This window comes from Sorangium aterium, from assembly GCF_028368935.1.
In the GTDB taxonomy this organism is placed as follows: Bacteria; Myxococcota_A; Polyangia; order Polyangiales; family Polyangiaceae; genus Sorangium; species Sorangium atrum.
Genome location: NZ_JAQNDK010000001.1, coordinates 57,898 through 84,453 on the forward strand (window position 1 = coordinate 57,898; position 26,556 = coordinate 84,453).

Annotated in this window: 16 protein-coding genes; 8 read left to right on the forward strand and 8 right to left on the reverse strand. The window is 70.3% G+C overall.

Annotated elements, in window-relative coordinates; translation table 11 throughout:
- Nucleotides 1–156: 156 nt before the first annotated feature.
- Entirely contained in the window at nucleotides 157–3,822 is a 3,666-nt protein-coding gene (locus POL72_RS00220) for a hydantoinase B/oxoprolinase family protein (RefSeq protein WP_272092852.1), read from the forward strand.
- A gap of 63 nt (nucleotides 3,823–3,885) precedes the next feature.
- Here POL72_RS00220 and uxuA read toward each other — a convergent pair whose 3' ends face one another.
- Entirely contained in the window at nucleotides 3,886–4,959 is a 1,074-nt protein-coding gene (gene uxuA, locus POL72_RS00225) for a mannonate dehydratase (protein WP_272092853.1), read from the reverse strand.
- A gap of 70 nt (nucleotides 4,960–5,029) precedes the next feature.
- Complete coding sequence (locus POL72_RS00230; RefSeq protein WP_272092854.1) at nucleotides 5,030–6,634, reverse strand: pectinesterase family protein; 1,605 nt, start codon at nucleotides 6,632–6,634, stop codon at nucleotides 5,030–5,032.
- Between the two features lie 183 nt (nucleotides 6,635–6,817).
- On the opposite strand from POL72_RS00230, the gene POL72_RS00235 reads away from it, so the two are divergent.
- From POL72_RS00235 to POL72_RS00245, 3 genes are all read left to right on the forward strand, one after another.
- Nucleotides 6,818–9,562, forward strand: coding sequence for a bifunctional acetate--CoA ligase family protein/GNAT family N-acetyltransferase (locus POL72_RS00235; protein WP_272092855.1), 2,745 nt, complete (start codon nucleotides 6,818–6,820; stop codon nucleotides 9,560–9,562).
- Between the two features lie 190 nt (nucleotides 9,563–9,752).
- Nucleotides 9,753–11,129: an adenylate/guanylate cyclase domain-containing protein gene (locus POL72_RS00240; protein ID WP_272092856.1), complete on the forward strand. Its 1,377-nt coding sequence runs from the start codon at nucleotides 9,753–9,755 to the stop codon at nucleotides 11,127–11,129.
- A 332-nt stretch (nucleotides 11,130–11,461) separates the two neighbouring features.
- Nucleotides 11,462–12,337 (forward strand): AraC family transcriptional regulator, encoded by an 876-nt coding sequence (locus POL72_RS00245; protein ID WP_272092857.1) that lies wholly within the window; start codon nucleotides 11,462–11,464, stop codon nucleotides 12,335–12,337.
- 54 nt (nucleotides 12,338–12,391) lie between these two features.
- On the opposite strand, the gene POL72_RS00250 is transcribed toward POL72_RS00245, so the two are convergent.
- Nucleotides 12,392–13,375 (reverse strand): MBL fold metallo-hydrolase, encoded by a 984-nt coding sequence (locus tag POL72_RS00250; RefSeq protein ID WP_272092858.1) that lies wholly within the window; start codon nucleotides 13,373–13,375, stop codon nucleotides 12,392–12,394.
- Nucleotides 13,376–13,585: 210 nt separating this feature from the next.
- On the opposite strand from POL72_RS00250, the gene POL72_RS00255 reads away from it, so the two are divergent.
- Entirely contained in the window at nucleotides 13,586–14,755 is a 1,170-nt protein-coding gene (locus POL72_RS00255; protein ID WP_272092859.1) for a hypothetical protein, read from the forward strand.
- A gap of 167 nt (nucleotides 14,756–14,922) precedes the next feature.
- On the opposite strand, the gene POL72_RS00260 is transcribed toward POL72_RS00255, so the two are convergent.
- From POL72_RS00260 to POL72_RS00275, 4 genes are all read right to left on the reverse strand, one after another.
- Nucleotides 14,923–16,695 carry a CotH kinase family protein gene (locus tag POL72_RS00260; RefSeq protein WP_272092860.1) on the reverse strand — a complete coding sequence of 591 codons (1,773 nt, stop codon included), beginning with the start codon at nucleotides 16,693–16,695 and terminating at the stop codon, nucleotides 14,923–14,925.
- A 367-nt stretch (nucleotides 16,696–17,062) separates the two neighbouring features.
- Nucleotides 17,063–17,470 carry a Kazal-type serine protease inhibitor family protein gene (locus POL72_RS00265; RefSeq protein ID WP_272092861.1) on the reverse strand — a complete coding sequence of 136 codons (408 nt, stop codon included), beginning with the start codon at nucleotides 17,468–17,470 and terminating at the stop codon, nucleotides 17,063–17,065.
- Between the two features lie 562 nt (nucleotides 17,471–18,032).
- Nucleotides 18,033–18,788 carry a response regulator transcription factor gene (locus POL72_RS50900; RefSeq protein ID WP_272092862.1) on the reverse strand — a complete coding sequence of 252 codons (756 nt, stop codon included), beginning with the start codon at nucleotides 18,786–18,788 and terminating at the stop codon, nucleotides 18,033–18,035.
- Between the two features lie 411 nt (nucleotides 18,789–19,199).
- Nucleotides 19,200–20,360 carry a CE1 family esterase gene (locus POL72_RS00275; protein WP_272092863.1) on the reverse strand — a complete coding sequence of 387 codons (1,161 nt, stop codon included), beginning with the start codon at nucleotides 20,358–20,360 and terminating at the stop codon, nucleotides 19,200–19,202.
- Between the two features lie 320 nt (nucleotides 20,361–20,680).
- On the opposite strand from POL72_RS00275, the gene POL72_RS00280 reads away from it, so the two are divergent.
- Nucleotides 20,681–21,502: a polysaccharide deacetylase family protein gene (locus tag POL72_RS00280; RefSeq protein ID WP_272092864.1), complete on the forward strand. Its 822-nt coding sequence runs from the start codon at nucleotides 20,681–20,683 to the stop codon at nucleotides 21,500–21,502.
- A 37-nt stretch (nucleotides 21,503–21,539) separates the two neighbouring features.
- Here POL72_RS00280 and POL72_RS00285 read toward each other — a convergent pair whose 3' ends face one another.
- Nucleotides 21,540–23,873: a glycoside hydrolase family 15 protein gene (locus POL72_RS00285; RefSeq protein ID WP_272092865.1), complete on the reverse strand. Its 2,334-nt coding sequence runs from the start codon at nucleotides 23,871–23,873 to the stop codon at nucleotides 21,540–21,542.
- 705 nt (nucleotides 23,874–24,578) lie between these two features.
- On the opposite strand from POL72_RS00285, the gene POL72_RS00290 reads away from it, so the two are divergent.
- Nucleotides 24,579–25,625, forward strand: a complete 1,047-nt coding sequence (locus POL72_RS00290; protein ID WP_272092866.1) for an ABC transporter substrate-binding protein — start codon at nucleotides 24,579–24,581, stop codon at nucleotides 25,623–25,625.
- Nucleotides 25,626–25,737: 112 nt separating this feature from the next.
- Complete coding sequence (nudC, locus tag POL72_RS00295) at nucleotides 25,738–26,547, forward strand: NAD(+) diphosphatase (RefSeq protein ID WP_272092867.1); 810 nt, start codon at nucleotides 25,738–25,740, stop codon at nucleotides 26,545–26,547.
- Nucleotides 26,548–26,556 lie beyond the last annotated feature (9 nt).

Sequence of the window (26,556 nt, forward strand, 5' to 3'; positions counted from 1 at the left end):
CTGCGAGTGCGAGCGTCCAACCGCGTGGGCGGGCGCCCCCTCCGACGGTCCCCGACGGTTGAAGATTGTTCAATGAAAACTTAGTCTTGCCGTCCTTCGGCTGGCAGAACTGCGCGGGAGCGCGGCGGAGGAGGCGTCCTGCAACGAGTGGGTTCCATGACCTCGACCTCGCACAAGTGGCAGTTCTGGATCGATCGCGGAGGCACGTTCACGGACGTCGTGGCCCGGCGGCCGGACGGCTCGCTCACCACGGCCAAGCTCCTGTCGGAGAACCCCGAGCAGTACGCCGACGCGGCGGTCGAGGGGATCCGCCGCCTGCTCGGCCTCGCGCCCGGTCAGGTCATCTCTCCCGCCGACGTCGAGTGCGTGAAGATGGGCACCACGGTCGCCACGAACGCGCTGCTCGAGCGCAAAGGGGACCGCACTGTGCTGGTCACGACGCGCGGCTTCCGCGACGCGCTGCGCATCGGGTACCAGAACCGCCCTCGCCTGTTCGATCGTCACATCGCGCTGCACGACCTGCTGTACGAGCGCGTGATCGAGGCCCGCGAGCGCGTCGGCGCGCGCGGCGAGGTGATCGAGCCGCTCGACGGCGAGGCGCTGCGCGGCCCGCTCTCGGAGGCGTTCGAGGCCGGCATCCGCGCCTGCGCGATCGTCTTCCTGCACGGCTACAGGTTCGCCGCGCACGAGCGGCGGGCGGCCGATATCGCGCGCGAGGTCGGCTTCACCCAGGTCTCCGCGTCGCACGAGGTGAGCCCGCTGATGAAGCTCGTCTCGCGCGGCGACACAACGGTGGTCGACGCGTACCTGTCGCCCATCCTGCGGCGCTACGTCGAGCAGGTGGCCAGCCAGATGCCCGGCGTGCCGCTCTACTTCATGCAGTCGAGCGGCGGTCTGACGCTGGCCGGCCGCTTCCAGGGCAAGGACGCGATCCTGAGCGGCCCGGCGGGCGGCATCGTCGGCATGGTGCGCACCGCGCTCGCTGGCGGGCACGAGAAGGTGATCGGCTTCGACATGGGCGGCACCTCGACCGACGTGTCGCACTACGCCGGTGAGCTCGAGCGCGCCTTCGAGACGCAGGTGGCCGGCGTCCGGATGCGCGCGCCGATGATGAGCATCCACACCGTGGCCGCGGGGGGTGGCTCGCTGCTCGGCTTCGACGGCGCGCGGCTGCGCGTGGGGCCGGAGTCGGCCGGCGCGAACCCGGGGCCGGCGTGCTACCGCCGCGGCGGGCGGCTGGCCGTCACCGACGCGAACGTGATGCTCGGCAAGATCCAGCCGGAGTTCTTCCCGCACGTGTTTGGCCCGGGCGCCGACGCGCCGCTCGACCGCGAGGTCGTCGAGCAGCGCTTCCGGGCCATGGCGGCCGACGTGCAGCGCGACACGTCGCGCCCGATCACGCCGGAGCAGCTGGCCGAAGGCTTCCTGCAGATCGCGGTCGCGAACATGGCCAACGCGGTGAAGAAGATCTCGGTGGCGCGCGGGCACGACGTCACCCAGTACACCCTGCAGTGCTTCGGCGGCGCCGGCGGCCAGCACGCGTGCGCGGTGGCCGACGCGCTCGGCGTGCGCCGCGTCTTCGTCCACCCGCTCGCGGGGGTCCTGTCCGCCTACGGCATGGGCCTCTCGGACCAGAGCGCGATCCGCGAGGCGGCCGTGGAGCGGCGCCTCGACGAGGCGGGGCTCTCCGCGGCGCGCGAGGCGCTCGCGCGCATCGGCCGCGACGCGGAGGCCGAGCTCGTGGGGCAAGGGTTCTCGCCGGAGCGGGTGCGGCTCGTCCGGCGCGTCCACGTGCGCTACGAGGGCACCGACACCGCGCTCATCGTGCCCGATGGCAGCGCGGAGGCGATCCGCGCCGCCTTCGACGCGGCCTACCGCAGGCGATTCGCCTTCCTGATGCCGGACAAGGCGCTCGTCCTGGAGAGCGTCTCCGTCGAGGCGATCGGGCCGGGCGAGGCCGCCGAGGAGCGGCCCGCGGAGGCGCGCCCGCACCGCCCCGAGGCCGACGCGCGGGCGCGGATGTACGCCGAGGGGGCGTTCCACGACGCGGCGCTGTACCGGCGCGAGCGGCTCGGGCGCGGCGCGGTGATCGACGGGCCGGCCATCGTCGCCGAGGCCAACGCGACGACCGTCGTCGAGCCGGGCTGGCGGGCCGAGATCACCGCGCTCGGCCACATGGTGCTCACCCGGGTGGCGCCGCGTCCCGAGCGGCGCGCGGTGGGCACCGAGGTCGACCCGGTGATGCTCGAGGTGTTCAACAACCTGTTCATGAACATCGCCGAGCAGATGGGCCTGCGGCTCCAGAACACCGCCCACTCGGTCAACATCAAGGAGCGGCTCGACTTCTCGTGCGCGCTGTTCGACGCGGAGGGCAGCCTGATCGCGAACGCGCCGCACATGCCGGTGCACCTCGGCTCGATGGGCGAGTCGATCAAGACCGTGATCGCGCGGAACCCAGGGATGAAGCCGGGGGACGTGGTCGCGCTCAACGATCCGTACCGCGGCGGCACCCACCTGCCGGACGTGACGGTGGTGACGCCGGTGTGGGACGAGGCGGGCGAGCGCGTGCTGTTCTACGTGGCGTCGCGCGGCCATCACGCGGACATCGGGGGCGTCACGCCGGGCTCGATGCCGCCGTTCTCCAGGACGATCGAGGAGGAGGGCGTCCTCCTCGACAACGTGAAGCTGGTCGAGGCCGGGCGGCTCCGCGAGGCGGAGATCCTGGCGCTGCTCGGCGGAGGGCCGTACCCGGCGCGCAACCCGCAGCAGAACGTGGCCGATCTGCGCGCGCAGATCGCGGCGAACGAGAAGGGCGCGCAGGAGCTCGCCGCGATGGTGGCGCAGTTCGGCCTCCCGACGGTGCAGGCGTACATGAAGCACGTGCAGGACAACGCCGAGGAGAGCGTGCGCCTCGCGATCGCGCGGCTCGACCCGGCGCTCCTCCACGACGGGCGCTTCTCGCTGCCGCTCGACAACGGCGCGACGATCGAGGTGGCCCTCCGGATCGATCGGGAGCGCCGCGCGGCGGTCGTGGACTTCACCGGCACGTCCGGGCAGATGGAGAACAACTTCAACGCGCCCCGCGCGGTGACGATGGCCGCGGTGCTCTACGTCTTCCGCACGCTCGTCGACGACGACATCCCGCTCAACGCGGGGTGCCTGAAGCCGATCGAGGTCGTCATCCCCGAGGGCTCGATGCTGAGCCCGCGCCCGCCGGCCGCGGTGGTGGCCGGCAACGTCGAGGTGTCGACCTGCGTCACGAACGCGCTGTACGGGGCCCTCGGCGTGCTCGCGAGCAGCCAGCCGACGATGAACAACTTCACGTTCGGCAACGAGCGGCTCCAGTACTACGAGACGATCTCGGGCGGCTCGGGGGCGGGCATCGAGATCGGCGGGAGCGGCGGCGGCGGCACGCGCGCCGATCGCGGCTTCGCGGGGACGAGCGTCGTGCAGACGCACATGACGAACTCGCGCCTGACGGATCCGGAGGTGCTGGAGCACCGATTCCCGGTGCGGCTGGATCGCTACGAGATCCGCGAGGGCTCCGGCGGGGCCGGGCGCTTTCCGGGCGGGAACGGCGGCACGCGCGCCGTGCGCTTCCTGGAGCCGATGACGGCGTCGATCCTGTCGAACGGGCGCTCGACGGCCGCGTTCGGCCTGGCGGGCGGGCGGGCGGGCGCGCCCGGGCGCAACCTGGTGGTGCGCGCGGACGGCTCGGTCGAGGTGCTGGGGCACATCGGATCGGTCGAGATGGGGAGCGGCGATGTGTTCGTGATCGAGACGCCGGGGGGCGGCGGGTACGGGACGCCGGAGGCCGGCTGAGGGGGCGCGTTCCCCCTGATGTCGCGGCGCCCTGCTCCCCTACCCGCTCGCCCGCTCACCCGCTCATCCAGCGGCGGGCGCCTTGGCGGCGGGTCCGGGCGATAGCTTGCACGTGGCCTCCCACAGCCCATTGAGGTACACGAGGCCCAGCGCGCGGTCGTACAGCCCATACCCCGGCTTGCCCGTCTCGCCCCAGATCATGCGGCCATGATCCGGGCGCACATAGCCGTCGAAGCCGACGTCATGGTAGGCCTTCACGATGGCGGCCATGTCGAGCGAGCCCTCGCAGGACAGGTGGGCAGATTCGAAGAAGGTGCCGTCCTCCTGGACCGCCACGTTGCGCAGATGCCCGAAGGGAATGCGGCCCATGCCGCCGAACTCGCGCACCAGCGATACGATGTTGTTGCACAGGTCGGCCCCGAGCGAGCCTGAGCACAGCGTGATGCCGTTGGCCGGAGAGTCGACGGTCTTCACGAGGCGCATCAGGTCGTCCCGGTTCTTGACGATGCGCGGCAGGCCGAAGATCGGCCGGGGCGGGTCGTCCGGGTGCATGGCCATGCGGACCCCGACCTCCTCGGCGACAGGGATGATGCGCCGGAGGAAGTGTTCGAGGTGCGCCCACAGCGCCTCTTCGCCGACGTTCCTGTACTCGTCGAGGACGGCGCGGAGCTGCTCCGGCCTGTAGCTCGAGTCCCAGCCGGGCAGCGAGATGCCTTGTTCCGGGTCGATCTCGGCCACCGCCGCGGCGTCGAAGGCCAGGGTCAGCGAGCCGTCGGGGAGCTCTCTGGCCATCTCGGTGCGGGTCCAGTCGAAGACCGGCATGAAGTTGTAGCAGATCACCTTCACGCCGGCGGCCGCGCAGTTGCGGATGTTCTGGCAGAAATTGTCGATCAGCCGCTCGCGGGTCGGCTTGCCGAGCTTGATGTCCTCGTGCACCGGCACGCTCTCGACCACCTCGAACCGGAGGCCGGCGCCCTCGATGCGCGCCCTGAGCGCCTGCAGCCGCTCGACCGGCCACACCTCGCCCACCGGCACATCGTAAATAGCCGAGACGATGCCGTAGATGCCCGGGATCTGACGGATGTACTCGAGCTTCACGGGGTCGTTCTCGCCGTACCAGCGAAAGGTCATCTTCATCGTTTCGGTCCTTCCAGCGTCACGGATCATCCCGCGCAGAGTTCAGCGTTCGAGGCGCCGCGCGGCCGGCTCAGCGCGGAGGGGCCCATCCGCCGAGCACGATCGCTGGATCGCGCATCATCGCCGCTTGCGCCGCGGAGATCTGCGTCGATCCGGCGATACGCCCGCTGGTGTCGATGAGGCGCCCTTCCGCGTCCCGGCTCTGGTACTCCCAGAAGCGGAGGGAGCGCGGCGCGGCCCCGCCGGTGATCGTCCACCCCGCCCGCGAGACGTGGCTGCCGAGCGTGCAGTTGATGTACGCGACGTGGCTCGCGGGATACTGGCTCACGTCGATCCTCGCCAGCGTGCTCCCCGTGATGCCCGCGTCGCTGGTGATGCGCGAGTCGACGAAGACATAGCCATCGCCAGCGTCGCCGTTGCGCGCCTGCACGACGTAGCCGGATCGACCGACGGTCTTGATCTCGCACCGGTTGAAATACGCCGCGCCCGTGCCCCACACGAAGTCGACGTTGCCGGCGATCGTACAGTTGTCCGCGTAGATACGCCCGGACCAGAGCAGCGTGTCCTGGAGGCTCAGGATGTCGGCGTCGCGCACGACGCACTTGTCGCAGTCCTGGATGCGCAGCGCCTCCGCCTGGGAGCCGCCCTGCGGCGTGAGGTTGTGGATGGTGAGGTTCTCGATGACGAGGCCGCTCACCTTGTCGGCGCCGACGAGCGCGCGCCCCCTGGTGCTCGGGTTCAGGTTGTTGTTGTTCGTGCCCGACAGGACCGTGCCTTTGCGGTCGGCCCCGCGCAGCGTGATGTTGTGTTTGTTTTCGAAGTAGACGACCCCGTGGTGGACGCCGCGCTGAACGGTGATGACGACGCTGTCCCGGTTGTTCGCCGGGATTGCGTCGAGCGCGCCTTGCACGGAGCAGAAGTCGCCGGAGCCGTCGAGCGCCACCTCGAGCGACGAGAGGCTCGATGGGCCTGCATCCGCCGTATCGAAGCGCCACGCCGTCGCGTCCGCGATCGCGAACGAGCCGCCCCCCGGCGGGACGATGGCGCCGGGATCGATCGTGACGTAATAGGACTCGCCGTAGTCGAGCGCGCGCGCCGGCAAGGACACGACGGCATCGTTGCCGTCCACGTACACCGGGCGAGGTACGTTGAATGTCCGGCCGCCGATCGTGGCGCTCACGGTCATCGAGGACATGTCGACCGTCGCGACCGCCGCGCCTGGCCGGGCGGCGTTGAACACGCGAACGGCGCCCGCGCGGCCCAGCGTCGGAGCGCCGGGGAACGTGATGCGGAGCGGCGGATCCGGGCACAGCCCCCGGGCGCCTGGCAAGGGGAACAGCGCGCTCACGCCGGCAGGGAGGTCGACCGGGCCTGCGCCGCCGTCACCCTGGCTCGCGCCGGTGCCCTCGCCGCCGCCGCCGGCCGCGCCGGCGCCGCCCGCTCCCGCGCCACCCACTCCCGCGCTGCTGGTCGACCCGCCGCCGCCCGATGCCGCGCTGCTGGTCGAGCTGCCTCCGGTCGATCCGCCGCTCGTCGAAGCGCCGGCCGTCGAAGCGCCGGCCGTCGAGGCGCCGCTGGACGCCTCGGCGCCTGCGTCGTCCGCTGTCCCAGCGTCCTCGCAGGCGATGGCACACAGACCGAGGAGCCCGAAGAGAAAAAGTCGAGAGCGGTTCATGGCGCCGGCGCAGGGTATCAAGGCGCCGCGCGGCCGGGCAATCTTCGCTCAGGGCACGGAACGTGCCCTGCTCTGTTCGCGGAGACTCCCCCTGCACCCAGCCCGGCCGCGTGGCACGACGGCCATCGTCGTTACGCGCAATGGCCCCTGTGGCGTTCGCCCCATCACCCCTCGAGGAGCTTCATGGCTGACTCCGTACCCACGACCGACCGTGCCCACGATGTCCTCCGTCAGGAGCCTCAGAGCCTCGACCCCATCTTCAGGCCGCGGAACGTCGCGGTCATCGGCGCGACCGAGAACAGCGGCGCCGTCGGCCGCACGCTCCTCTGGAACCTCATCAGCAACCCGTTCGGCGGCACCGTCTTTCCGGTCAACCCGAAGCGGCAGAGCGTCCTCGGCATCAAGGCCTATCCGAGCATCGCGGCCGTGCCGGCGAAGGTGGATCTCGCGGTGCTCGTCACCCCCGCCGCGAGCGTGCCGGGCCTCATCGGCGAGTGCGTGGACGCCGGCGTCCCCGGCGCGATCATCATCTCGGCCGGATTCAAGGAGATGGGGCCCCCGGGCATCCAGCTCGAGCAGCAGATCATGGAGCGCGCCCGCGGGAAGATGCGCATCATCGGCCCGAACTGCCTTGGCGTCATGAACCCGATCGGCGGGCTCAACGCGACGTTCGCGAAGGGGCAGGCGCGGCCGGGCAAGGTCGCGTTCGTCAGCCAGTCCGGCGCGCTCTGCACGGCGGTGCTCGACTGGAGCCTCAAGGAGCAGGTCGGCTTCAGCGCGTTCGTCAGCGTCGGCTCGATGCTCGACGTCGGCTGGGGCGACCTGATCGACCACCTCGGCAACGACCCCAAGACGAGCAGCATCCTCATCTACATGGAGTCGATCGGCGACCCGCGGGACGCGCGATCGTTCCTGTCGGCCGCCCGCGAGGTGGCGCTCACCAAGCCGATCATCGTGATCAAGCCAGGCCGCAGCGAGGCGGCGGCGAAGGCGGCCGCCTCGCACACCGGCTCGCTCACCGGCTCGGACGAGGTGCTCGACGCGGCGTTCCGGCGCGTGGGCGTGCTGCGCGTGAACGACATCGCGGACCTGTTCTCCATGGCCGAGACGCTGGCCAAGCAGCCCCGGCCGCGCGGCAACCGCCTGTGCATCGTCACCAACGCCGGCGGCCCGGGCGTGCTGGCGACGGACGCGCTCGTCGCGAACGGCGGCGAGCTTGCGCCGCTCTCGCCGGAGATCCTGGGCGAGCTGAGCAGCTTCCTCCCCCCCGCGTGGAGCCGCAACAACCCGGTCGACGTGCTCGGCGACGCCGGCGCCGACCGCTACGCGAAGGCCCTGGAGATCTGCGCCAAGGGCCCGAACAACGACGGCGTGCTCGTCATCCTCACGCCCCAGGACATGACCGAGCCGACCCAGACCGCCGAGGCGCTGCGCAAGCACGCGCACGTCGAGGGCAAGCCGGTCCTCGCCAGCTGGATGGGCGGCGTGGAGGTGGAGGCGGGCAAGGCGATCTTGAACCGCGCCGGGGTCCCGACGTTCGAGTACCCCGACACCGCAGCTCGCGCGTTCTGCTCCATGTTCCGCTACGCGTACGCCCTCCGGGCGCTGTACGAGACCCCGAGCACGGACGAGCGGGCGCTGAACGTCGATCGCGAGAGGGCCAGGGAGCTCATCGCCGGCGTCCGCGCGTCGGGCCGGACGCTCCTGGATGAGGTGGAGTCGAAGCAGCTCATGGCGGCGTACGGCCTCCCGACGGTGCCGACGGCCGTCGCGAGGAGCGCGGACGAGGCCGTGGCCACGGCCAGGGAGATGGGGTATCCGGCCGTCCTCAAGCTGTACAGCGCGACGATCACCCACAAGACCGACGTGGGCGGCGTGAAGCTCGACCTGCGCGACGACGACGCCGTGCGCAGGGCGTTCGAGGAGATCCAGGAGAGCGTCTCGCGGCGGGCCGGCGCGCAGCACTTCCAGGGCGTGACGGTCCAGCCGATGATCTCGCTGAAGGATGCTTACGAGATCATCCTCGGCAGCTCGGTCGATCCGCAGTTCGGCCCGGTGCTGCTGTTCGGGGCCGGCGGGCAGCTCGTCGAGATCTTCAAGGACCGCTCGCTCGGCCTGCCACCGCTCAACGCGACGCTTGCCCGGCGCATGATGGAGCAGACAAGGATCTACCGCGCGCTCAAGGGCGTGCGAGGCCGCAAGCCGGTGGACCTCACGGCGCTCGAGCACCTGCTCGTGAGGTTCTCGCAGCTCGTGATCGAGCAGCGATGGATAAGCGAGATCGACATCAACCCGCTCTCCGTGAGCTCGGAGGGCGCCATCGCCCTCGACGCCCGCGTCGTCCTGCACCCGCCGGACACGCCGGAGTCCGCGCTCCCCAGGTCGGCGATCCGCGAGTATCCCACGCAGTATGTGACGGAGCTCAAGAGCAAGGACGGGCAGGCGTTCACGATCCGGCCCATCCGCCCCGAGGACGAGCCGCAGATGGTCGAGTTCCACAAGAAGCTGTCCGAGCGGACCGTGCGGCTCCGGTATTTCTACCCGATGCAGCTCGATCTGCGCACCGCGCACGAGCGGCTGACGCGCGTCTGCTTCGCGGACTACGACCGCGAGATGGCGCTCGTCGTCGAGAAGCCGCCCGCGGGCGGCGCGCAGCGGCAGATCATCGGCGTCGGCCGGCTGAGCAAGCTGCCAGGCACGCGTGACGCGGAGTTCGCCCTGCTGATCAGCGATGAGCACCAGCGTCAGGGGCTCGGTTCCCGGCTGCTCGGCCTCCTCGTCCAGATCGGCCGCGACGAGGGGCTCTCCCGCATCAGCGCCGACATCCTGGCCGAGAACGTGGAGATGCAGCGCGTGGCGCAGAAGCTCGGCTTCCAGGTGACGCGCGAGATCGGGGACTCGACCGCGAGGGCGGAGCTGACGCTGTAGGCGCGCAGCCGCAGCCGACCTGGAACCGCGGGGGCGACGGACGCTCATCGGCGTCGCATCGAGAGCCCAGTTGTCGTGTGCGACAGCCGCGCTGCTGGAGCGCCCGTGGGAACGTGGGGGGCGACGCGGCCGGGCTCGCACGTGGCGCTTCCCGCCGCCTGCGAGACATGCGCATGCTCGGAGCGCAGCCATGGATACCCACCGTCTGAAGACCCTGTTCGAGCGGCTCAGGCAGCAGCACCCCGCGAACGCAGGCGAGATCGATGCGGTCGAGCGATGGCTCCACGACGCGCCGCTCATCCGTCGCTACCGTATCAACCCCCACGTGGTCGCGGCGGACACCGCGCTCGACGCGCACGCGGTCATCCGCGTCCTGCTGCACGGCACCCAGACTGGCCTCTTCGACATGCACTGGGACGTCCACTGCAGCCATTGCAACATGCTGGCCGAGGCCATCGACGACCTCGCCGCGGCGGCCGCCGTCTCGTTCTGCCCGATGTGCGAGTACTCCTTCGACGTCGACATGTCGGCGCGCGTCGAGGTGACGTTCTCGCTCGGCCGGTCCATTGAGGACCTCGGCTTCCCCCCCGTTTGCCCGCCGCCGTCGGCGCTCCATCCCCGCTATGGCATGACCGCCGCGCTCGGCGAGACCGCGGCGGCGACCGAGGTGCTCCCCCCGGGCCGCTACCGCTACTTCTGCCCCTTGACCCGCGCCAAGGGCATCCTTCGCGTCGAGGGTGAGCCCACGGACGAGGTGCAGGCCGTCGCGATCTCGCAGCTGGCGGGACCCCACTATGACGTGACGGAGCTCGCGGTGCGGCCCGGCCCGCTCAAGATCGCGCTCACCAACGTGGGCTGGCCGCAGTGCGGCTTCGTCGTTCATCACGATGTCCTGAAGGACGAGCTCGATCCGGCCAGCCTGCCGCGGCGGCTCAGCGGGCTCGAGCTGCTCCACGTGCCGGAGTACCGGCGCTACTTCGGCGGCATGGTGCTGTCGGCGCGGGAGCGGCTGACGGTCCGATCGGTCCTCGTCGTCTTCACCGATCTGTGCGGCTCCACGCGGCTGTACGAGCGGATCGGCGACGCCCCCGCGTACAACCTGGTGCGCGATCACTTCGACGTCGTGATTGGCGCGGTCGAAGCTCAGGGCGGCGCGGTGGTCAAGACCATCGGCGACGCGGTCATGGCCACTTTCCTGGACGAGCGGTCCGCGGTGACGGCGCTGAGCGCAGCCATGCGCGGCATGCTCGGCCACAACGCCGGCCGGCCCGAGGGCGAGCGCCTCGTGCTCCGGGCGGGCATGCACCGCGGCCCGGCGTTGCTCGTCAACCTGAACCAGCGCCTCGACTACTTCGGCCGCACCGTGAACACGGCGGCGCGCCTGCTCGGCGTCTCAACAGGCGGCGAGCTCACCGTCTCCGCGCCGCTCGCCGCCGATGCCGAGCTCGTCGGTCTGCTGACCGCCGAGGGCTGGACGCCGCCGCGCGCCTCGCACGTCGACCTGAAGGGGATCGAGGGGACCCGCACCGTGCACTCGGCGGGTTTTCCCGGCATGGCTGCGCGCTGACGGCGCGCGGGACGGCATCAGCGTGCGTCGCAAATTTCAGCATTCCGGGGCATGACGGATGCTGCGTGGCTTGATTCTCGCTCCCAATCCTCCATGGGAGATAATCAACATGATGCGATGTACACGTGAGGCAGCGCGGCGGCGACTGCCGGAGCGCTCGCCACTTCAGCGTCGACTGCAGACCTGCGATGTGGTGTTCCAGCAGCATCATGGGACGACGGAAGCCGGCGGCATCGTTGAGAAACGCGTGCATGGCGGGACCTTGGCGTTCAAATTCAGCCAGCTCGCGCCTGGCGTCGTCGAGCGACGGCAAAACTCCGGCCGGGAACGCATTGAAGGCATCCGCCCCGCTCCTCGCCGGCTCGCCTAGGCCGGAAGCGTCTCACGCGCCGGTCGACGTCGATGCGGTCGACCTGCCCGCGTTCGGCCTCGCCGACGATGTGCTGCCGTTCAGCGGCGACGCGCACGCGCACCGCAAGCACCAGCTGCTCTACGCGAGCGCGGGCGTCCTGCACCTCGAGGTCGGCAGCGCCCACTGGATCCTGCCGCCGCAGCGCGCGGCGTTCATCGCGGCCGACGTCATGCACCGCGCGCACGCCGCGGGGCCCGTCGCGCTGCGGACGGTGTACCTGTCGCCGCGGCTCACCCAGGTGCCGCTGCCTTCCGGCGACCCGCAAGGCGAGGAGCGCGTCGACTGCCGCGTCTTCGCGGTGACGCCGCTCGCGCGTGAGATGATCCTCCACGCGATGCGCTGGGGGCCAGACCACGGCGGGCGCGACGCGACCGCCTCGCTCTTCTTCAAGACGCTCGGGGCGCTCTGCCGGGAGTGGGTCGCCGAGCCGCTCCCCTTCAAGCTGCCTGTCGCGCGCTCGCCCGAGCTCGCTCGCGCGATGCGGTTCGCGCGCGAGCACCTCGGCGAGCACCCGACCCTCGACGACGCCGCTCGCGCGGCGCGCACCTCGACGCGCACGCTGTCGCGGCGCTTCGTCGAGGAGGCACAGACGACGTGGACCGAGTACCTGAGCACCGCCCGGATGCTGCGCGCGATGGAGCTGCTGGCCGGAGGCGGCGCCCGCGTCACCGACGTCGCGATCGCGGTCGGGTTCGACAGCCTGGGGGCGTTCACCCGCGCGTTCGCCGCCTTCACGGGCGAGCGGCCGAAGGATTACCGGGCCCGCGCGCAGGCGAACGAGGCGATCACGGGGTGAACCGGCGCGGCGCGCCCGGGCGAAGAGCGCGCCCAGGCAGCCGCGCCGAGGCCCTCACTTGCTCGCGATCGCGTTCGCGAGCCCGTAGACGCCGTACTCGATCATGTAGGCGAGATCGTAGTCAGGGAACTCGGCGCTCGCGAGGGCCGCAATCTTCTTGTGGTGGCTCGGCGCCTCGGCCCCCGAGAGCTCGCTCTTCTTCGCGCCGAGCGAGGCGACGTAGCGCTCCACGACGGACTCCATCGCGGTGAGGTACGCCTTCTGCTCGTCCACCGCGGCGCGCACCGGGGCGGTCTGCCCCCGACCGCCGTAAACGGTGAGCCCGTCGAACTCCAGCAGCTCGTCGAGCGCCGCGCGCCACGAGGCGAGGTCCGGCGACGGCTTGCCGTTGCGGATGCCGCCCTCGAGCCACGCATGCGCCTTGTGGTGCACGAGATCGCCGACGACGAGCGCCCTGGCCGAGGGGACGATCGCGACGGTCTGCGTCGTCGAGACGCCGGCGTGCTCGAGCTCGCGCAGCTCGACCGCGCCGGCCTGCAGCGGGAGCGAGTACGCCCCCTCGAACGTCACGTCGACGACGGCCTTCGGTGGGTACGTCTCCTCGGTGAACATGCCCGCGCCGACCATGTACGCCTTCTTGTAGGCGTGGACCTCGTCGATCGCGCCCGCGGTGGCGCGGCTCGCGACGACCTTCGCGCCGATCTTCTGGAACTCGGACGCGCCGTTGAACTTGTCCGGATTCGGGTGCGTCACCACGACGTACGTGATCGGGCTCTGCGTCTCGCTGCGAATCTGCGCGATGGCGCTTTTGGCGTACGCTCCCGTGAACTGGGCGTCGAACACGACGACCTCGCGCCCGGTGTCGTAGTAGTACGAGCGCGTATCGAACCCGGCGGCGTCGGACGTGAACGCGGCGAGCCGCGCGGCCGGCGCGCCGGTGGAGCCCTCTGCGGGCACGCTCGGGCCCGCGGCCTCCGAGGCGCAGGCGGCGAGGGCGGTGAACGAGGCGACAGCGGCGGCGCGGATGAGCTTCGACATGGGGGGATTCCTCTCTCGATGGCATCGCGGGGCGTCCTGCCCCGGAGACGGGGAGAAGATGCGGAGATCCGCACTGGCGCGCTTCCTCCCACAAGCCAATGTTTTGCTCGTACACGCCAGCGTCGCTCGGGCCGTCATCGTCACCCGGACACATCATCTGGGACGGCGACAATGCAGGGCACCGCGCTGCGACGCCGGTGTCACCGCTTCATGCCACGAACTCGCCTGTCGTCGGCGGTCGTGGTAGCGCTGCTCCTCATGGCGAAGGCCGCACGCGCGACGACGCAGCGCGGGACGCGCTCCCCGCAGGGGCGCCGTCGCGTTCGCGTCTACACGGCATGGCACCCGGTGCTCGTCGCACTCCTCGAGCACGTGCTGCCCGCGGGCTGGTATCAGTGCATCTCCGAGTTTCAGCTCGCGCGCGAGCCGCTCCGCGTCGACCTCGTCATCCTTCGGCGCCGGCGGCGCGGCGCCCCGCCCAGGCCGAGCCTGCTCACCAGCGTCGTGGGCGAGCTGGCAGAGCACACCCTCGTGCACTTCAAGGGGCCGACCGACGAGCTCGAACGCGACGACGCCCGCATGCTCCTCGCTTACGCGCTGCAGTACCTCGTCGTCGCAGAGATTGAGGATCCCGCCTCCGTCGCCCTCCGCGTGCTCGCGCCCCGCCTGACCCCGCGCTTCGTCGAGGCGCTGAGATCGCTCGGCTGCGCGCTCACGCCGACTGGGCCGGGCACGCACGAGGGTCGGCTCTGCGTCTTCCCCCTGCGGGTGGTGGAGACGGTGCCGGCGACGGCTCGCGAGGGCGACCATCTGCTGTACACTGTGACGCCTGGGATGGTCGCCGACCCCGGCGGGATCCCGGCGCTCTCCTCGGCGGAGATCGCGGTGTTCTGGGCGCTCCTGGAGCATGTCGAGCAGCTTCGACGTCCGCTCCCGGGGCAGAGGAAGCGGCACATGAAGGACGAAAAACGGGTGGTCGAGAGCTTCGAGAAGGTGCTCACGCGCCTCGTCGCGCGGGTGCCGCCCAAGCAGCGGCTCGCCGGGCTCGCCCCCGAGCAGCGACTTGAGGGGCTCGCCCCTGAGCAGCGGCTCGCCGGGCTCGCCCCTGAGCAGCGGCTCGCCGGGCTCGCCCCCGAGCAGCGGCTCGCCGGGCTCGCCCCCGAGCAGCGGCTCGCGGGTCTCGCCCCCGAGCAGCGGCTCGCCGGGCTCACCGAGGCGCAGGCGGTCCTCGCCCTGCCGGACGCGATGCTCCGCGCGTTGTCCGCGGAGTACATCGCGACGCTGCCTCGCGAGACGCAGGCGGCGATCCAAAAGCGCCTCGGGGCGGCCTCGCAGAGACGACCGGCGCGTCGGCGAAAGCCGCGCAGCCCTTCGAGATGACGCCTCGAAGCCCGAATCGGCGACGGCCGAGACGAGATTCGTTCTTCCCGACCGGGCTCCAAACGAGCCAATCCTGCTGACGGTTCGTGCAACCGCGCTTCGCGCGGTCGCCACCCGCCACCCGAGATGCCACGCCCGCCAGGAACTGCGAGGTGACGGCTCGACCCTCACTGCTCGAGGTAGAGGGCCACCTCCGCTGTCCGTCCCTTGGCGTGGGCGATCAGCGTGGCGAGTCCGTTGTCGAAGTCCTCGGGCGTCATGAGGTGCGTGTGCCCCTCGATTTCGCCCTCCGGCCCGACGACGTACGGCGCGATCAGGTCGTGCGCCGCCTTGAACCACGCCGCTGAAGCGGCCGCCTCGTACTCCTCGGTGGCGGCCTGCGCCACGTAGCCGCGGTAAACCTCGAGATAGACCGGATCGTCGAGCAGGTAGCGGACGAGCGGCCATTGCTCGGTCACCTCGGCCATCGAGAGGGGCAGCGCCGTCAGCCCGATGGTCACGCCCGCGTCGGCGTCCGAGAACGCGAAGGTGTGATCCCAGGGGATCCACGTGAACTGGCCGCCCTTGTTCGGGTCCGCGTAGAGATAGTAGTTGTGCGGCAGGCGGCCGTACACGTCCCAGTCCTCGATCACCGCGTTCAGCGCGAACCAGTGCAGGAAGCCGTCGACGTCGAGGCGCGCCTCGAGCCCCGCGCGCCAGGCGGCGGCGTCGGTCCGGTCGGCCTGCAGCGCGTCGAACAGCGCCCGCGCGTCCGAGAGATCGGTGTCGTCCTCGTTGTTCTCCTTGACGATGGTGTCGGGGTCCCACGTCGCCCACCGCGCGCCGGTGCCATCGGGCTTGTAGAGGTTGCCCTCGTGGCCGCCGAAATGGGTGTCGAGGAACGACTCGTCCGACGGGAGCTCGATGCCGGTGTACAGCCCGAAATAGACGGGCCCTTCCCCGTGATCGATGAAGACCCGGTAGAACGCGGTCGCGGGCGCAGGGATCCCCGCCTTGGCGAAGATGTCGGTGCCGATCTTCTCGCGCAGGAGCGAGGGATCCAGGTACCCGCTCGCGAACGACATCGAGTCGAACCCGTAGAAGCGCTGATTCTTGGTCTCGGGATACGCATCCTCGAATCGGTCGAAGTTGAGGCGCAGCGGCAGCTTCCAGTTGCCCGCGTTCCAGGGCAGGAGCAGGCTCGAGTTGCCCTTGAAGCGGATGCCGACGTGCTTCCACTGCCGATCCTCGGTGGCGACGTCGCACTCGACGTAGACAGGCGTGCGCGGGAGCAGCTCGACGCTGCTGACGAGCCCCGGATCGCCGCCACCAGGGCCGGGCGGCATGCAGGCCAGCTCGCCCTTGACGTCGGTGCACGTCCCCTCGGTCTCGGTCCCGAAGATGTCGATCGTACAGCCGGCGTCCGCCGCGAGCCCCTCGCACGCGTCGATCCAGTCCTGCGGCGGCGTAAAATCGTCGGGGTCCTGCGGGTTCGGCTGGCAGGTCAGGCCGCCGGGGAGCTCCGTGCACGTCCCCGCGGCGTCGGATCCGAAGAGCGAGATCGTGCAGGCGTCGCCGGCCACGAGACCATCGCAGGCCGTGACCCACTCCGGAGGCGGCGTGAATGGACCGCCCTGCGAGCCGAACTCGCCGGCCATGTCCGTCATGTCGTCGACCATCTGCTGCCACTGGTCGGGCGTGACGGTGATGTCGATACGGGGAACCCGGTCCTGCGGGAACGCGGCGGCGTAATCCGGCGGCTCCGTGGAGACGCCGCCCGCCTCGCCGCCTGCGCCGTCGCCGCCTGTGCCGTCGCCGCCCGCGCCCTGCCCTCCGGTGCTGCTGCTCGCGCCGGCGCCCGTCCCGGTCGCGCCGGGGTCGTCGGACGAGCCGCAGCCCACGAGAGGCGCGGCCGCCAACGTGGCGAAAGGCAACAGGCAACGAAGAATTTTCAAGGTCATCGATCGCTCCTCAGCTCGCGTTTCGGGGCAATCTTATGTCAACTATGCATCGATTGTGTGACGAAACCTCGCGCCAGAAGCGTGCGGCATGCCGTGATCAGCCAGATCGGCCCGAAGTGCAGGGCTGGGGTGCGGTGCAATTTTCCATATCAATCGCAACAAATTTTTCCATTGATGATGCAGTGGAGATTTCCACATGGAAGGAGGGCGGCGCAGGCGCGCCGCGCGCCCTCCCGCGGCGATCGTGCAGGCCCCTCCGCTCCCCGAAAAGAGCAAGGTAGGTCGACATCGACGCGGGAGGACGGCGAGAGCTAACGAGTCGACGCCGCGGGGGGACGAGGCCCATCAGGCCCCCCGCGGCGCGCGCTCACGGGAGCGCGCCGCACTTGCCGGGCGACGCGACCGAGACGCCCGCCGCGTTCGCGAAGCATGCATTGCTGTACGTCTTGCCGTCGCAGCCGCAAACGGGATTGTACTGGTGGGTGCACGCCTTCGGGATGGGCGCGCAGACGCCCGTCTGATCGCCCGCGCCGCACTGCGCCTTGATGTCGTAGTCACAGAAGAGGCCGCGCTCGCACGCGATCCCGGCGAGGCCGCCGCAGACGCCGCCCTGTGCCCCGCCGCCTCCCCTCACCTCACTGGACTCGGAGACGATCGATTCGGGCGCATCGTCGGCCACCTCCAGCTGACAGCCCGCGGCGAGCGGGGCCATGGCGAGCGCGAGCCAGACGACGGATGCAATGCGACTGTCCTTGAACCAAGCCTGAACGTTCATGATGTTTCCTCCAATGTCGCCTCGCCGCTCCCGGCAAAGCGATGTTCGTGCGCGAGCCCCTCCTCTGGAGAGAAAGGGCGCCTTGCGCCGAGCGCGAGCGCGGCGCGTCATCCATGTCATCCCGTGCCGATCGGTCGGCGAGCATGAGAGTCCGCTCGACGCGACCTACGTGCGATGAGACCTCGAACCGACGGTCGCAGCGCCGCGGGGGCACGGTCTCCTTGGACAGTCTCCCTGGCAGGAGTCAGGCCACACGTCGGGCGGGGCGGTTTCCACCGCGTGCACGTCCGGCTGCGGCGTCAGGGGCCGCGCGGATCGGGCCAAAGCTGCGCAACGTGAGCGAGGGCTTGCGCAACCTGCCCCCGCAGCGTGGCCTGCGCGGCCCTCTCACGATCACCGACGGCGAGGTGAGCCACGAGCCAATCCAGTGCTGACGGGGAGCGCGTCCATCGCCGATGCGACCGTCGCGCCGCCGTATGCCAGGCGACCGTGAGCCTCGCGCTCTCCCGGCGAGCGCTCGTCGCTCTGCGGGCCGGCCAGCGGCGCGCGCTCGCGTCGCCCCTCAGCCCAGGAGCCCCCGCTCGCCCAGCCACAGCGTCGCGCCGGCGCGGCTGTAGATGCCGAGCTTGTCATAGGCGTGGGCGATGTGATGCTGCACGGTCTTCTGGGAGATGTGAAGGACGACGGCGATCTCGCGGTTGGTCTTGCCGACCCCGACGAGCCGCAGCACCTCCAGCTCGCGCTCCGTGAGCGCCCTTCGTGACCGGACGGGCCGAGCGCACTCGCCGCTCGGAGGAGCGCTCGGAACGGGATCGGTCGCGAGCAGATAATTGTACGTCGTCCCGCGTCCCCCGGCGAGGCGATGGGTCCAGATCGGGTTGGCGCAATAGAGCTCCAGCATCTCCTTCGTGTACCCGATCACGAAATGCTCGAAATACGGGTGCCAGGCCGGGAGGTCGCGAACTCGAAATTCGACGCCGGCGTCCCGCAGCGCCGCTTCGGAGCGGCTGTCGGTCTCGGAAAAATAACGATGCCAGAGGGTCGGAATGGCCGTGACCAGCGAGGACATCTCCGGATCTCGGACGAAGCGCTTCAGCGGGCCATCGACGAGCGCCCAGCGCGCCGACTCGGCGCCGAGCTCGAAGAGGGCGTCCTTGCGGTCCGGATAGAATCTCCGAACGAGCTCGTCGTGGAACGTGAGGAACTCGGGCAGCGGAACCAGGCTGGTCGCCGTGATCGGCTGCCTGAACCACGGATGGCTCAGCGCCATGTCACGAAAGAGGCCGCGCCACGCTTCCGAGCCGAATCTCCGGCTCACCAAGGTTTTTCGCGTCAGGATTGTGGTTCCGCTGACCTTCATGGGAAGCTCGTTGGCGCCTCCCGCTGGACGACGAAGCCGCTCGGGAGGCAGGCTCCCAAAGTATCACTCGTCACGTCGAACGATCAAGGCGTCGGCCGCCAACGCGCGAGTTCGCGTGTCACGCCGCAGCTACGATCAAGCGGTATTTGCACACCAACAGCAGATTCTTCTGATGGCGCTGCAGGCTGACAGACCGCGCTGTGGATGCGCAGCGTCATTGCATCCCACAGCGGGTCGTATCTCGATGTCAGCGGAGTCGCTCGAACGTGGAGGCGGGTGTGAGCAGGACGGCGACGATCGGGGGACGCCGTGCAGCGGAGTGGAGGGGACGCGCCGCGTCGAGCACGCAGAGCGCGCGTCAGAAAGCGGTTACGGCAGGGTGTGCCGCTTCAGGACCGGCCAGCCGACCGCGGCGTTGCCGTAGTCGTGACCCCCTCCCTGCTTCGTGCAGAGGGCCACTTCGACGCCGCCCTCGCAGTTCGAGAAGGTCGAGCAGCCCTTGCTGTCTTCGGCCGATGGCGAGCCCGTGCACTTGTTGATCTGGCCCCACTTCTCGAGGGTCGATTTCGCCCCGAGGAACGTGATGGGCATGCCGCTCACCACCGCGGAGTATCCACCGGCGTAAGGCACGATCGGATCCCCGGTGCTGCGGAACGAGATCACGGTGATGGGGCGCGACGGCTTGCAGTCGCCGATGTTCTCCTGCAGGAGATCGAAGGCGGCGGGCGCCACGGCGGCGAACGTGTCGGCCGCGTGGCAAGCGAGGTAGTGGGACATCCCGCCTCCCATCGAGAAGCCGACCGCGTAGATGCGCTTGGGGTCGATGCAGGCGGTCTCCTGGATCTCGGCCACCATCGCCTTGACGAAGGCCACGTCGTCGGTGTTCTTCACGCAGCAGGGCCCCACGTTCCAGGCGCCGCCCGACGGGCCGGACAGCCCTGACGGGAAGGCCATGATCACCCCCTCCGGGTCGGTCTGCGCCGGATACGGCGAGCCCGATCGCTCCGACGGGCCAGAGCCGCCGAGGGGGTGGAGGTCCACCACGAGAGGCACCGGCTTGCTGCCGTCGTACGCGGCAGGGACATGCAAGACATAGCTGCGGTTCGAGGAGCCGATCGTGATCGTCTTGTTCGTGTCGCCGGCCCTCAGCGCGGGCGACGGGCAGGTGATGGCCTCGCCGCCACCCGCGCCGCTCGTGCTGGCGCCGCCACCCGCGCCGCTCGTGCTGGCGCCCCCACCTGCGCCGCTCGTGCTGGCGCCCCCACCAGCGCTGCTCGTGCTGGCGTCGCCGCCGGCGCCGCTCCCACCGGCGCCATCGCTGCCGGTGCTGGTGCTGCCGCTGGCCGAGCCCGTCGTGCTTCCCGACACGCTGCCCGAGGTGCTGCTCGTGCTGGCGCCCGCGGTGGGGCCGCCGCCGTCGCCGCCGGCGCTGGTGGTCCCGTCGCTATCGCCGCCGCAGCCCCAAAGGGAGATGCCGAGCGCTCCCAGTACCAGAATCAGCTTCGGTAAACTCGTTCGTCCGTACGTCATTGGTCAGCACCTCTGTCCGGTGGGTTCAAGACCGCCATCCGGTGCTCGGGTCACGTCCTCGAAAGCGTGGGACAGCGCCGCCCTCGTCGTCCCGGCTCGCCGTCCGTCGTCACATGACCCGATGCACGTGGCAGTCATATCCGAGGCCGTTGGCTTGCGGCATGGGCATACCGGCCTATGCCTCGACGCCGCCGCAGCCGCTCGCCGTCCCGGGAGCATCTCCAGGCGTTCCTGGAAGGCGCAGAGCGCGCTGGTCTTCCCGGAAGGGCGCCGGAGGCCCGGGCACGGTCGATGATACGGCGACGTGTTCCGTGGAGATCATGCCCACGGACAGGGGCTGTGCGCGGCGCCTCGCGACGCGCCGACAGCAGGCGGTGCTGGCGTTCATCGTGGCGTGCCTCGCCGCCGTGCTCCTCTCCCCGGTCCACCTGACGCGGCGTCACCCGGGCGCCCTCGTCGTGTCCATCGAGTTCGACGACACGCTGGCGGATCAGCTCTCCGCGCGCTCCATCCTCGCCGAGCACAGGATGCATGCCACGTTCTTCGTGAACAGCGGTGCGCTCGACCGCCCTGGCTACCTGACGGTCGCGCAGCTCCGCGCGCTCGCGTCCGACGGCCATGAGATCGGCGGCCACACCATCAATCACGTGCGGCTGCCCGGGCTCAAGGTCAGCGAGCAGCGCCGGCAGATTTGCGATGATCGCCGCGCCCTCCTCGCGCTGGGCTTCGCCGTGAGCGACTTCGCCTACCCCTGGGGCGCTCACGACAGCGTCAGCGTCGAGCTGGTGCGCTCCTGCGGTTACGACAGCGGAAGGCGCGCGGGCGGGCTCGCGTTCCCCTCGTGCATCGTGTGTCCACGGGCGGAGTCCATCCCTCCGCGCGACCCCACCGCCACCCGCGCGCCCGGCTCCCTCAGCCGCAGCCAGGGCGTCTCCACGATCCAGGCTATCATCCGCAGCGCGCAGCAGGACGGCGGATGGATACAGCTCATCTTTCACCATGTCTGTGACGCCTGCGGCAAGTACAGCATCTCCAGACAGGACTTCTCCACACTCCTGGACTGGCTCGCGGAGGAGCGCGACGCGGGCCGCCTCGTCGTCCTGACGGTGCGGCAGGTGATCCACGGCGAGGTGCCTCGCTAGGCTGCCTGTGGCGTGGACGAGGCGCCCCCGATGCGGATCAGTCGCGGAGCGGAGGAGCCGCGCTCGTCCCGCGAGGGGTCGCGTCCCCTCGGGCGGCGCCTCCGGCGCTGCTCATCGGCCGGCGGAAGAGCGTCGCGTCGTCGTGCGCGCGCAGGGCCAGGACGAGCTCGGCGTGCGCCCACCCGAGGGGCGCCGCCGAGCCGGTCGGCTGGCCGGCGCGGGGCCCGCGATCGAAGACCTGCTCCGGCAGCATCTGGGACGCGGTCGCGAAGCGCCCCATCGCGTCGAGGTAGGGGCGCATCCTCTTGCGCGCCGCCGCCGGCGAGCTGGGCTTCTCGAGCGCCCTCGCGAGCTCGTACTCGGCCCTCTCGCCCGTGAGAATCGGCCATAACATGCCTCCTGTCCGCTCACCGGAGAGCGGGTCGAAGCCATACCCGTCGCCGACATAGCGATAGAATCCCGGGCCGACCCCGGGGACCTCGACGCGCAGCGCGGCGTCGCAGGCCGCGAGCGAATCGGCGATGTTCGCCGCGAGCGCCGGGCGCACCCCGAGGACGACGAGCCTGAGGAAGCCGCAATCGACGATGTCGCGCTCCAGCCAGGAGCGCCCCCGCAAGACGTAGCGTCGCTCGTCGTTCGGGTCCCTCGGTGCGTCCGGGCTGCCGGTCCCGTCGACGCGCACGAAATACCGCCCGTTGGCGGTGCCCCCCTGGGTGGTGAACGTCCAGCCGTCGATCTGCCGGGCCCAGCGCTCGGCCGTCTCTCTGTACCGGGCCTCGCGCTCGGGATCACCCATCGCGCCAGCGATCTCCGCGGCATGGACGAGCGCTGTGCAGACGAAGGCCAGGGTCGACGGCGAGACGCCCGAAACCTCCTCCCATCGATCGAGCGGGGTCCAGGGGCCGAAGGCGACAAGGAAATCGGCGGCGCGGCGCGCGAGATCCCAGCACGCACCGGCCGCGACGAGCCGCTCCTCGACCACGTGATAACAGAGGTCGATCGGCTGCGCGACCTGATCGAGCTCCAGGCCTCGCCAGTACGGCTCTCCGTCGGACCAGGTGTTCTGGTAGAACGAACCCTCCTTCGAGACATGGAGAGAGCCGAAATCCCAGGTGCCGTCCGACGCGGAGAGCTGGATACCTTTCATGAACCGCATCGCGGCCACGGGCGAGCGCGTGTCGCCTGCGGCGAGCAGCGCGAGCGCGATCTGGCTGAGATCACGCGGCCACACGAGGTGGTAACCGCCCGTGATCGTGCTCGACGTCCTCGGCGAGATCGCGCTCGCCCGGTCGAGCCTGACGTCGCCCCAGGGCACGGACGGCGACGCGATGAAGGCCCCAGGGTGCGCCCTGTCCTCGAGGGACTTCATCACCGCCACCGAGCTCCGGTAGAGGCGCGCGAGGTCGGGCGAAGCGCTCCCGAGCGGGCGGAGGGACGCCTGATAGGCGCGCCACTGGGCGCGGTACCTGTCGAGGAGCGCGTCGGGGTCCTCGCCGAGCGACGCCTGGGCGGCGCGGTGGGCCTCGTCGATGTCGCGTCCGAAGCCGAGCGCCAACGTGAGCTCACAGACCCCGGGCGAGAGCGGGAGATCCAGCTCCCCGGTCAGCACGACGTCCCCGTCTTTCGCGTCGCGGTAGTGCGCGGTCAACGTGCGGTGGTTCTGCAGGTCCCGATATCCGTCGCTCTCGGTCCCCGAGAAGCCGGCTGTGGCGTCGCGCCAGCGGATGGAGGTCACGAGGGCCTGGGCGAAGGGGCCTTGCCAGGCGAACAGCCCCGCTCCCGGCACGCCTCCGGTGCTCGCCATCGCGCTGTCACCGAGTGGCGTGTTCCCCGCGCTGGGGTTGTGAAGGACGAAGAACCTGAGCCCTCCGACTTTCCTGGTGATCCTCAGGCGCTGCAGGACCACGTCCCTGTCGGGATCGGCGAAGATGATCTTCTCGATCCTGAACCTGCCGCCCGGATCCTCCGTGATCACCCGGAAAGCCGGCACGCCGCGCTCGATCCAGCGGACGCTCCGCCGCGCGTCTCGCCGCTCCTCGAAGAGGCCTCTGTCGGCCGCCGTGACGAGCAGCTGGCTGTCCCGCGTCTGCGGGGTATCGTTCGTCGGCCAGAACACCTCGGTCAGGATGCCGCTCGCTCCGGTGAACCATACATTGCTGATCGGGGCCGTGTCGGAGCGCGCCGAGTACTTGAGGTCCTCGTCGTAGCTCTCGTACGCGGCGCCGAAGAGATCCTTGGAGCCTTGAGACCAGCTTCCCGCGGACGAGGACCCGGGCGCCACGCCCGAGGGCGTTGCGGCGCGCGCCACGCCAGCGAGCGGGAGCGAGGCGCCAAGGGCTGCGAACAGCAACGTTCTCCCGAGATTTCGCATGGACCGGCTCCGACCTGCGATGAACGCGCCGCGCGTCGGTCTCGAAGCGTGCAACGCCCGGTCCATTGACGCCCAGCCCACCGCCCTCAACGCATGGCCGACGCTCCTCCGCTGGGGTCATCGGCCTAGCGCGGCGCTGTGTGCGTCTCCTGCGCGCGCCGGCGTGAGCACCGAGGTTCCCCTGGGGCAGCGCGCGTTCCGCCATCCCGCCCGCGCGCCGCCGCGAGGCAGGCCGGTCGCCGCTGTCGCACGCGGTGAAGCAGGAAGAGCGCCATGAAGCGGACAGCCGCGCGTCGGGCTCGACCTGGAGCGGCGTACCTGACGTGCTCGCGCGGCAAAGAGGGAGGTTGTGGGGGGAACTCCTGGATCGACAGGAGGCGGCTTGTCCAGGCATGGCAGTAATAGCAATCCAGGTGCCGCGACGCGGAGCGACCGTCTCCCGCCATGGAGGGTGGTCCTGGGGCCGCAGGAGCGCCCTTCTGCTGTTGCGCCAGTGCACGGATTCGAGCAGCCCCTCGCCGCCACTGTTGCTCCAGCAGCAGCTCCTCCGCAGCTTGAGCAGCAAGCTCGTCGCTGACCATCGCTCTCCCCAGAAAAGAGCGTCACCACGCGATGTCCACTTTCGCTCGGCCAGTCCATCCGTTATAGTGGACAAATCGTCCGTTCGATAGTTCGCGACGGACGCCCAACGGAAGGGAGCTTTGCATGAAACAGCTGTTCAAGCTGCTCGCCCTGGTGCTCGCGCCGCTCGTCATCGCGCTGAGCGCCCAGGCTGCAGAAAAACCGAGCGAGATCCGCGTCGCCAACCCGGGCGTGGGCGTCGGCAATCGCCCGGTGGTGGGGGGCTCGGCCTGGTCGCTGCTCAACCTGAACAGCGCGCTCGAGAGTGAATTCAAGAGCGATGGGGTGCCGGTGCGCTGGAACTTCCTGCGCGGCGCCGGACCGGCGGTGAACGAGACGTACGCCAACGGGTTGACGGATTTCTCGCTGCTCGGCGATCTGCCGTCGATCATCGGCCGCGCCGGCGGCCTGAAGACGCGCATCCTCGCGAGCGGGCCGAAGAGCAACCTGTACATCGCCGTGCCCGCGGACTCGCCGATCCAGAGCGTCAAGGATCTCAAGGGCAAGCGCTTTGCGGTGTTCAAGGGCACCTGCCTGCAGCTCTCGGCGGCGCGCATCCTGGAGGCCAACGGGCTCAGCGAGCGCGACACCCGCGCCATCAACATGGACAACGCGACCACCAAGGCGGCCCTGGCGACCAAGGACGTCGACGCCGCCATCGGCGGCCCTGACCTGCTCGCCCAGCGCGATCAAGGCATCGTGCGCATCATCTATTCGACCAAGGGCGACCCCCGCTATACCTGCAACAGCACCATCATCGGCTCGGACGACTTCATCCGAAAGTACCCCGAGATCACCAAGCGCGTGGTGCGGCAGTACGTCCTGGCAGCGAAGTGGCTCGCGGATCAGGAGAAGGACCTGAGCGCGGCATACCGCGTCTGGTCGCGCTCCGGCGTCCCGTTCGCCGCCTTCAAGGAGGACTGGGCCGGCGAGTCGGTGCGCGACAGGGACAGCCCGCTCGTGGACGCGTACGTGATCGCTCGCTACAAGACGAGCATCGCCGACGCCAAGCGCCTGGGCCTCATCCGCACGACGTTCGACTTCGAGCCCTGGGTCGACCGCAGCTTCCTCGATCAAGTCCTGAGAGAGGAGAAGCTCGAAGGTTTCTGGAAGCCCCGCACGCTGCCCTGACGCAGCCAGGAGCTCGAAGCGGAGCTGCCGGGTGAGGCGACCCGAGCTTCTGCCGCGCGCTGTCGTGCGCGGCGCTGGCGGCGCTCGGCGAGCCTGGTACCCTGGCCCCGCGATGAGGGTCGACGAAGAGGTCGTGGTGATCGTGCGCGGGCTGGAGGTGGTCGTGGAGCGCGCCGGCGGGCTGTTCCTCGGCCGGCGCGACACCATCGAGGCGTTCGCCGATCCGCCCGTGTTCCTCGGCAGGTTCGAGGGTCGCGGCTGGTACGCGGCGCGAGCTCGGCCCAGCGTCGAGCTTCCGGCCGAGCTCGCGTTCGCCTCGGTCCGCTCCCTCTTCTCCGAGCTGCCCGAGCCCACGTTGCACATCCTGGGGCGCGCGCTCGCTGGTGTCGAGTTCGCCGAGACGCACCGCTATTGCGGGCGCTGCGGAACCGCCACCCAACAGGACGCCGCGGCCTCGGACGGGCGCGAACTCAGCGTCGGTGAGCAGACGCGGCGCTGCCCGAGCTGTGGGTTGAGCGTGCACCCGCGGATCGCGCCCGCCGTGATCGTGCTGGTGGAGCGCGACGATCGCGTGCTCCTGGCGCGCAGCGCGCGCTTTCCGCCCGGGCGCTTCAGCGCGGTGGCGGGCTTCGTGGAGATCGGCGAGTCGCTCGAGCAAGCGGCTGCGCGCGAAGTCGGCGAGGAGGTCGGCGTTCAGATCCGAGATCTGAAGTACTTCGACAGCCAGCCGTGGCCGTTCGGCCGCTCGCTGATGATCGGCTTCTCGGCCACGTATGCCGGCGGCGCGCTCACGCCGGACGGCCACGAGATCGTCGAAGCCGACTGGTTCTCGCGCGAGCAGCTGCCCGACCTCCCACCCAAGGTCAGCATCGCGCGCCGTTTGATCGACGCCTTCGTCCAGCGCTCCGCGCCGCTGTCTTGAGCAACGGCG

Coding starts and splice junctions, on each gene's coding strand:
- POL72_RS00220 (WP_272092852.1), top strand. CDS start 157: ATGACCTCGACCTCGCACAAGTGGCAGTTCTGGATCGATCGCGGAGGC.
- uxuA (WP_272092853.1), bottom strand. CDS start 4,959: ATGAAGATGACCTTTCGCTGGTACGGCGAGAACGACCCCGTGAAGCTC.
- POL72_RS00230 (WP_272092854.1), bottom strand. CDS start 6,634: ATGAACCGCTCTCGACTTTTTCTCTTCGGGCTCCTCGGTCTGTGTGCC.
- POL72_RS00235 (WP_272092855.1), top strand. CDS start 6,818: ATGGCTGACTCCGTACCCACGACCGACCGTGCCCACGATGTCCTCCGT.
- POL72_RS00240 (WP_272092856.1), top strand. CDS start 9,753: ATGGATACCCACCGTCTGAAGACCCTGTTCGAGCGGCTCAGGCAGCAG.
- POL72_RS00250 (WP_272092858.1), bottom strand. CDS start 13,375: ATGTCGAAGCTCATCCGCGCCGCCGCTGTCGCCTCGTTCACCGCCCTC.
- POL72_RS00255 (WP_272092859.1), top strand. CDS start 13,586: ATGCCACGAACTCGCCTGTCGTCGGCGGTCGTGGTAGCGCTGCTCCTC.
- POL72_RS00260 (WP_272092860.1), bottom strand. CDS start 16,695: ATGACCTTGAAAATTCTTCGTTGCCTGTTGCCTTTCGCCACGTTGGCG.
- POL72_RS00265 (WP_272092861.1), bottom strand. CDS start 17,470: ATGAACGTTCAGGCTTGGTTCAAGGACAGTCGCATTGCATCCGTCGTC.
- POL72_RS00275 (WP_272092863.1), bottom strand. CDS start 20,360: ATGACGTACGGACGAACGAGTTTACCGAAGCTGATTCTGGTACTGGGA.
- POL72_RS00280 (WP_272092864.1), top strand. CDS start 20,681: ATGCCCACGGACAGGGGCTGTGCGCGGCGCCTCGCGACGCGCCGACAG.
- POL72_RS00285 (WP_272092865.1), bottom strand. CDS start 23,873: ATGCGAAATCTCGGGAGAACGTTGCTGTTCGCAGCCCTTGGCGCCTCG.
- POL72_RS00290 (WP_272092866.1), top strand. CDS start 24,579: ATGAAACAGCTGTTCAAGCTGCTCGCCCTGGTGCTCGCGCCGCTCGTC.
- nudC (WP_272092867.1), top strand. CDS start 25,738: ATGAGGGTCGACGAAGAGGTCGTGGTGATCGTGCGCGGGCTGGAGGTG.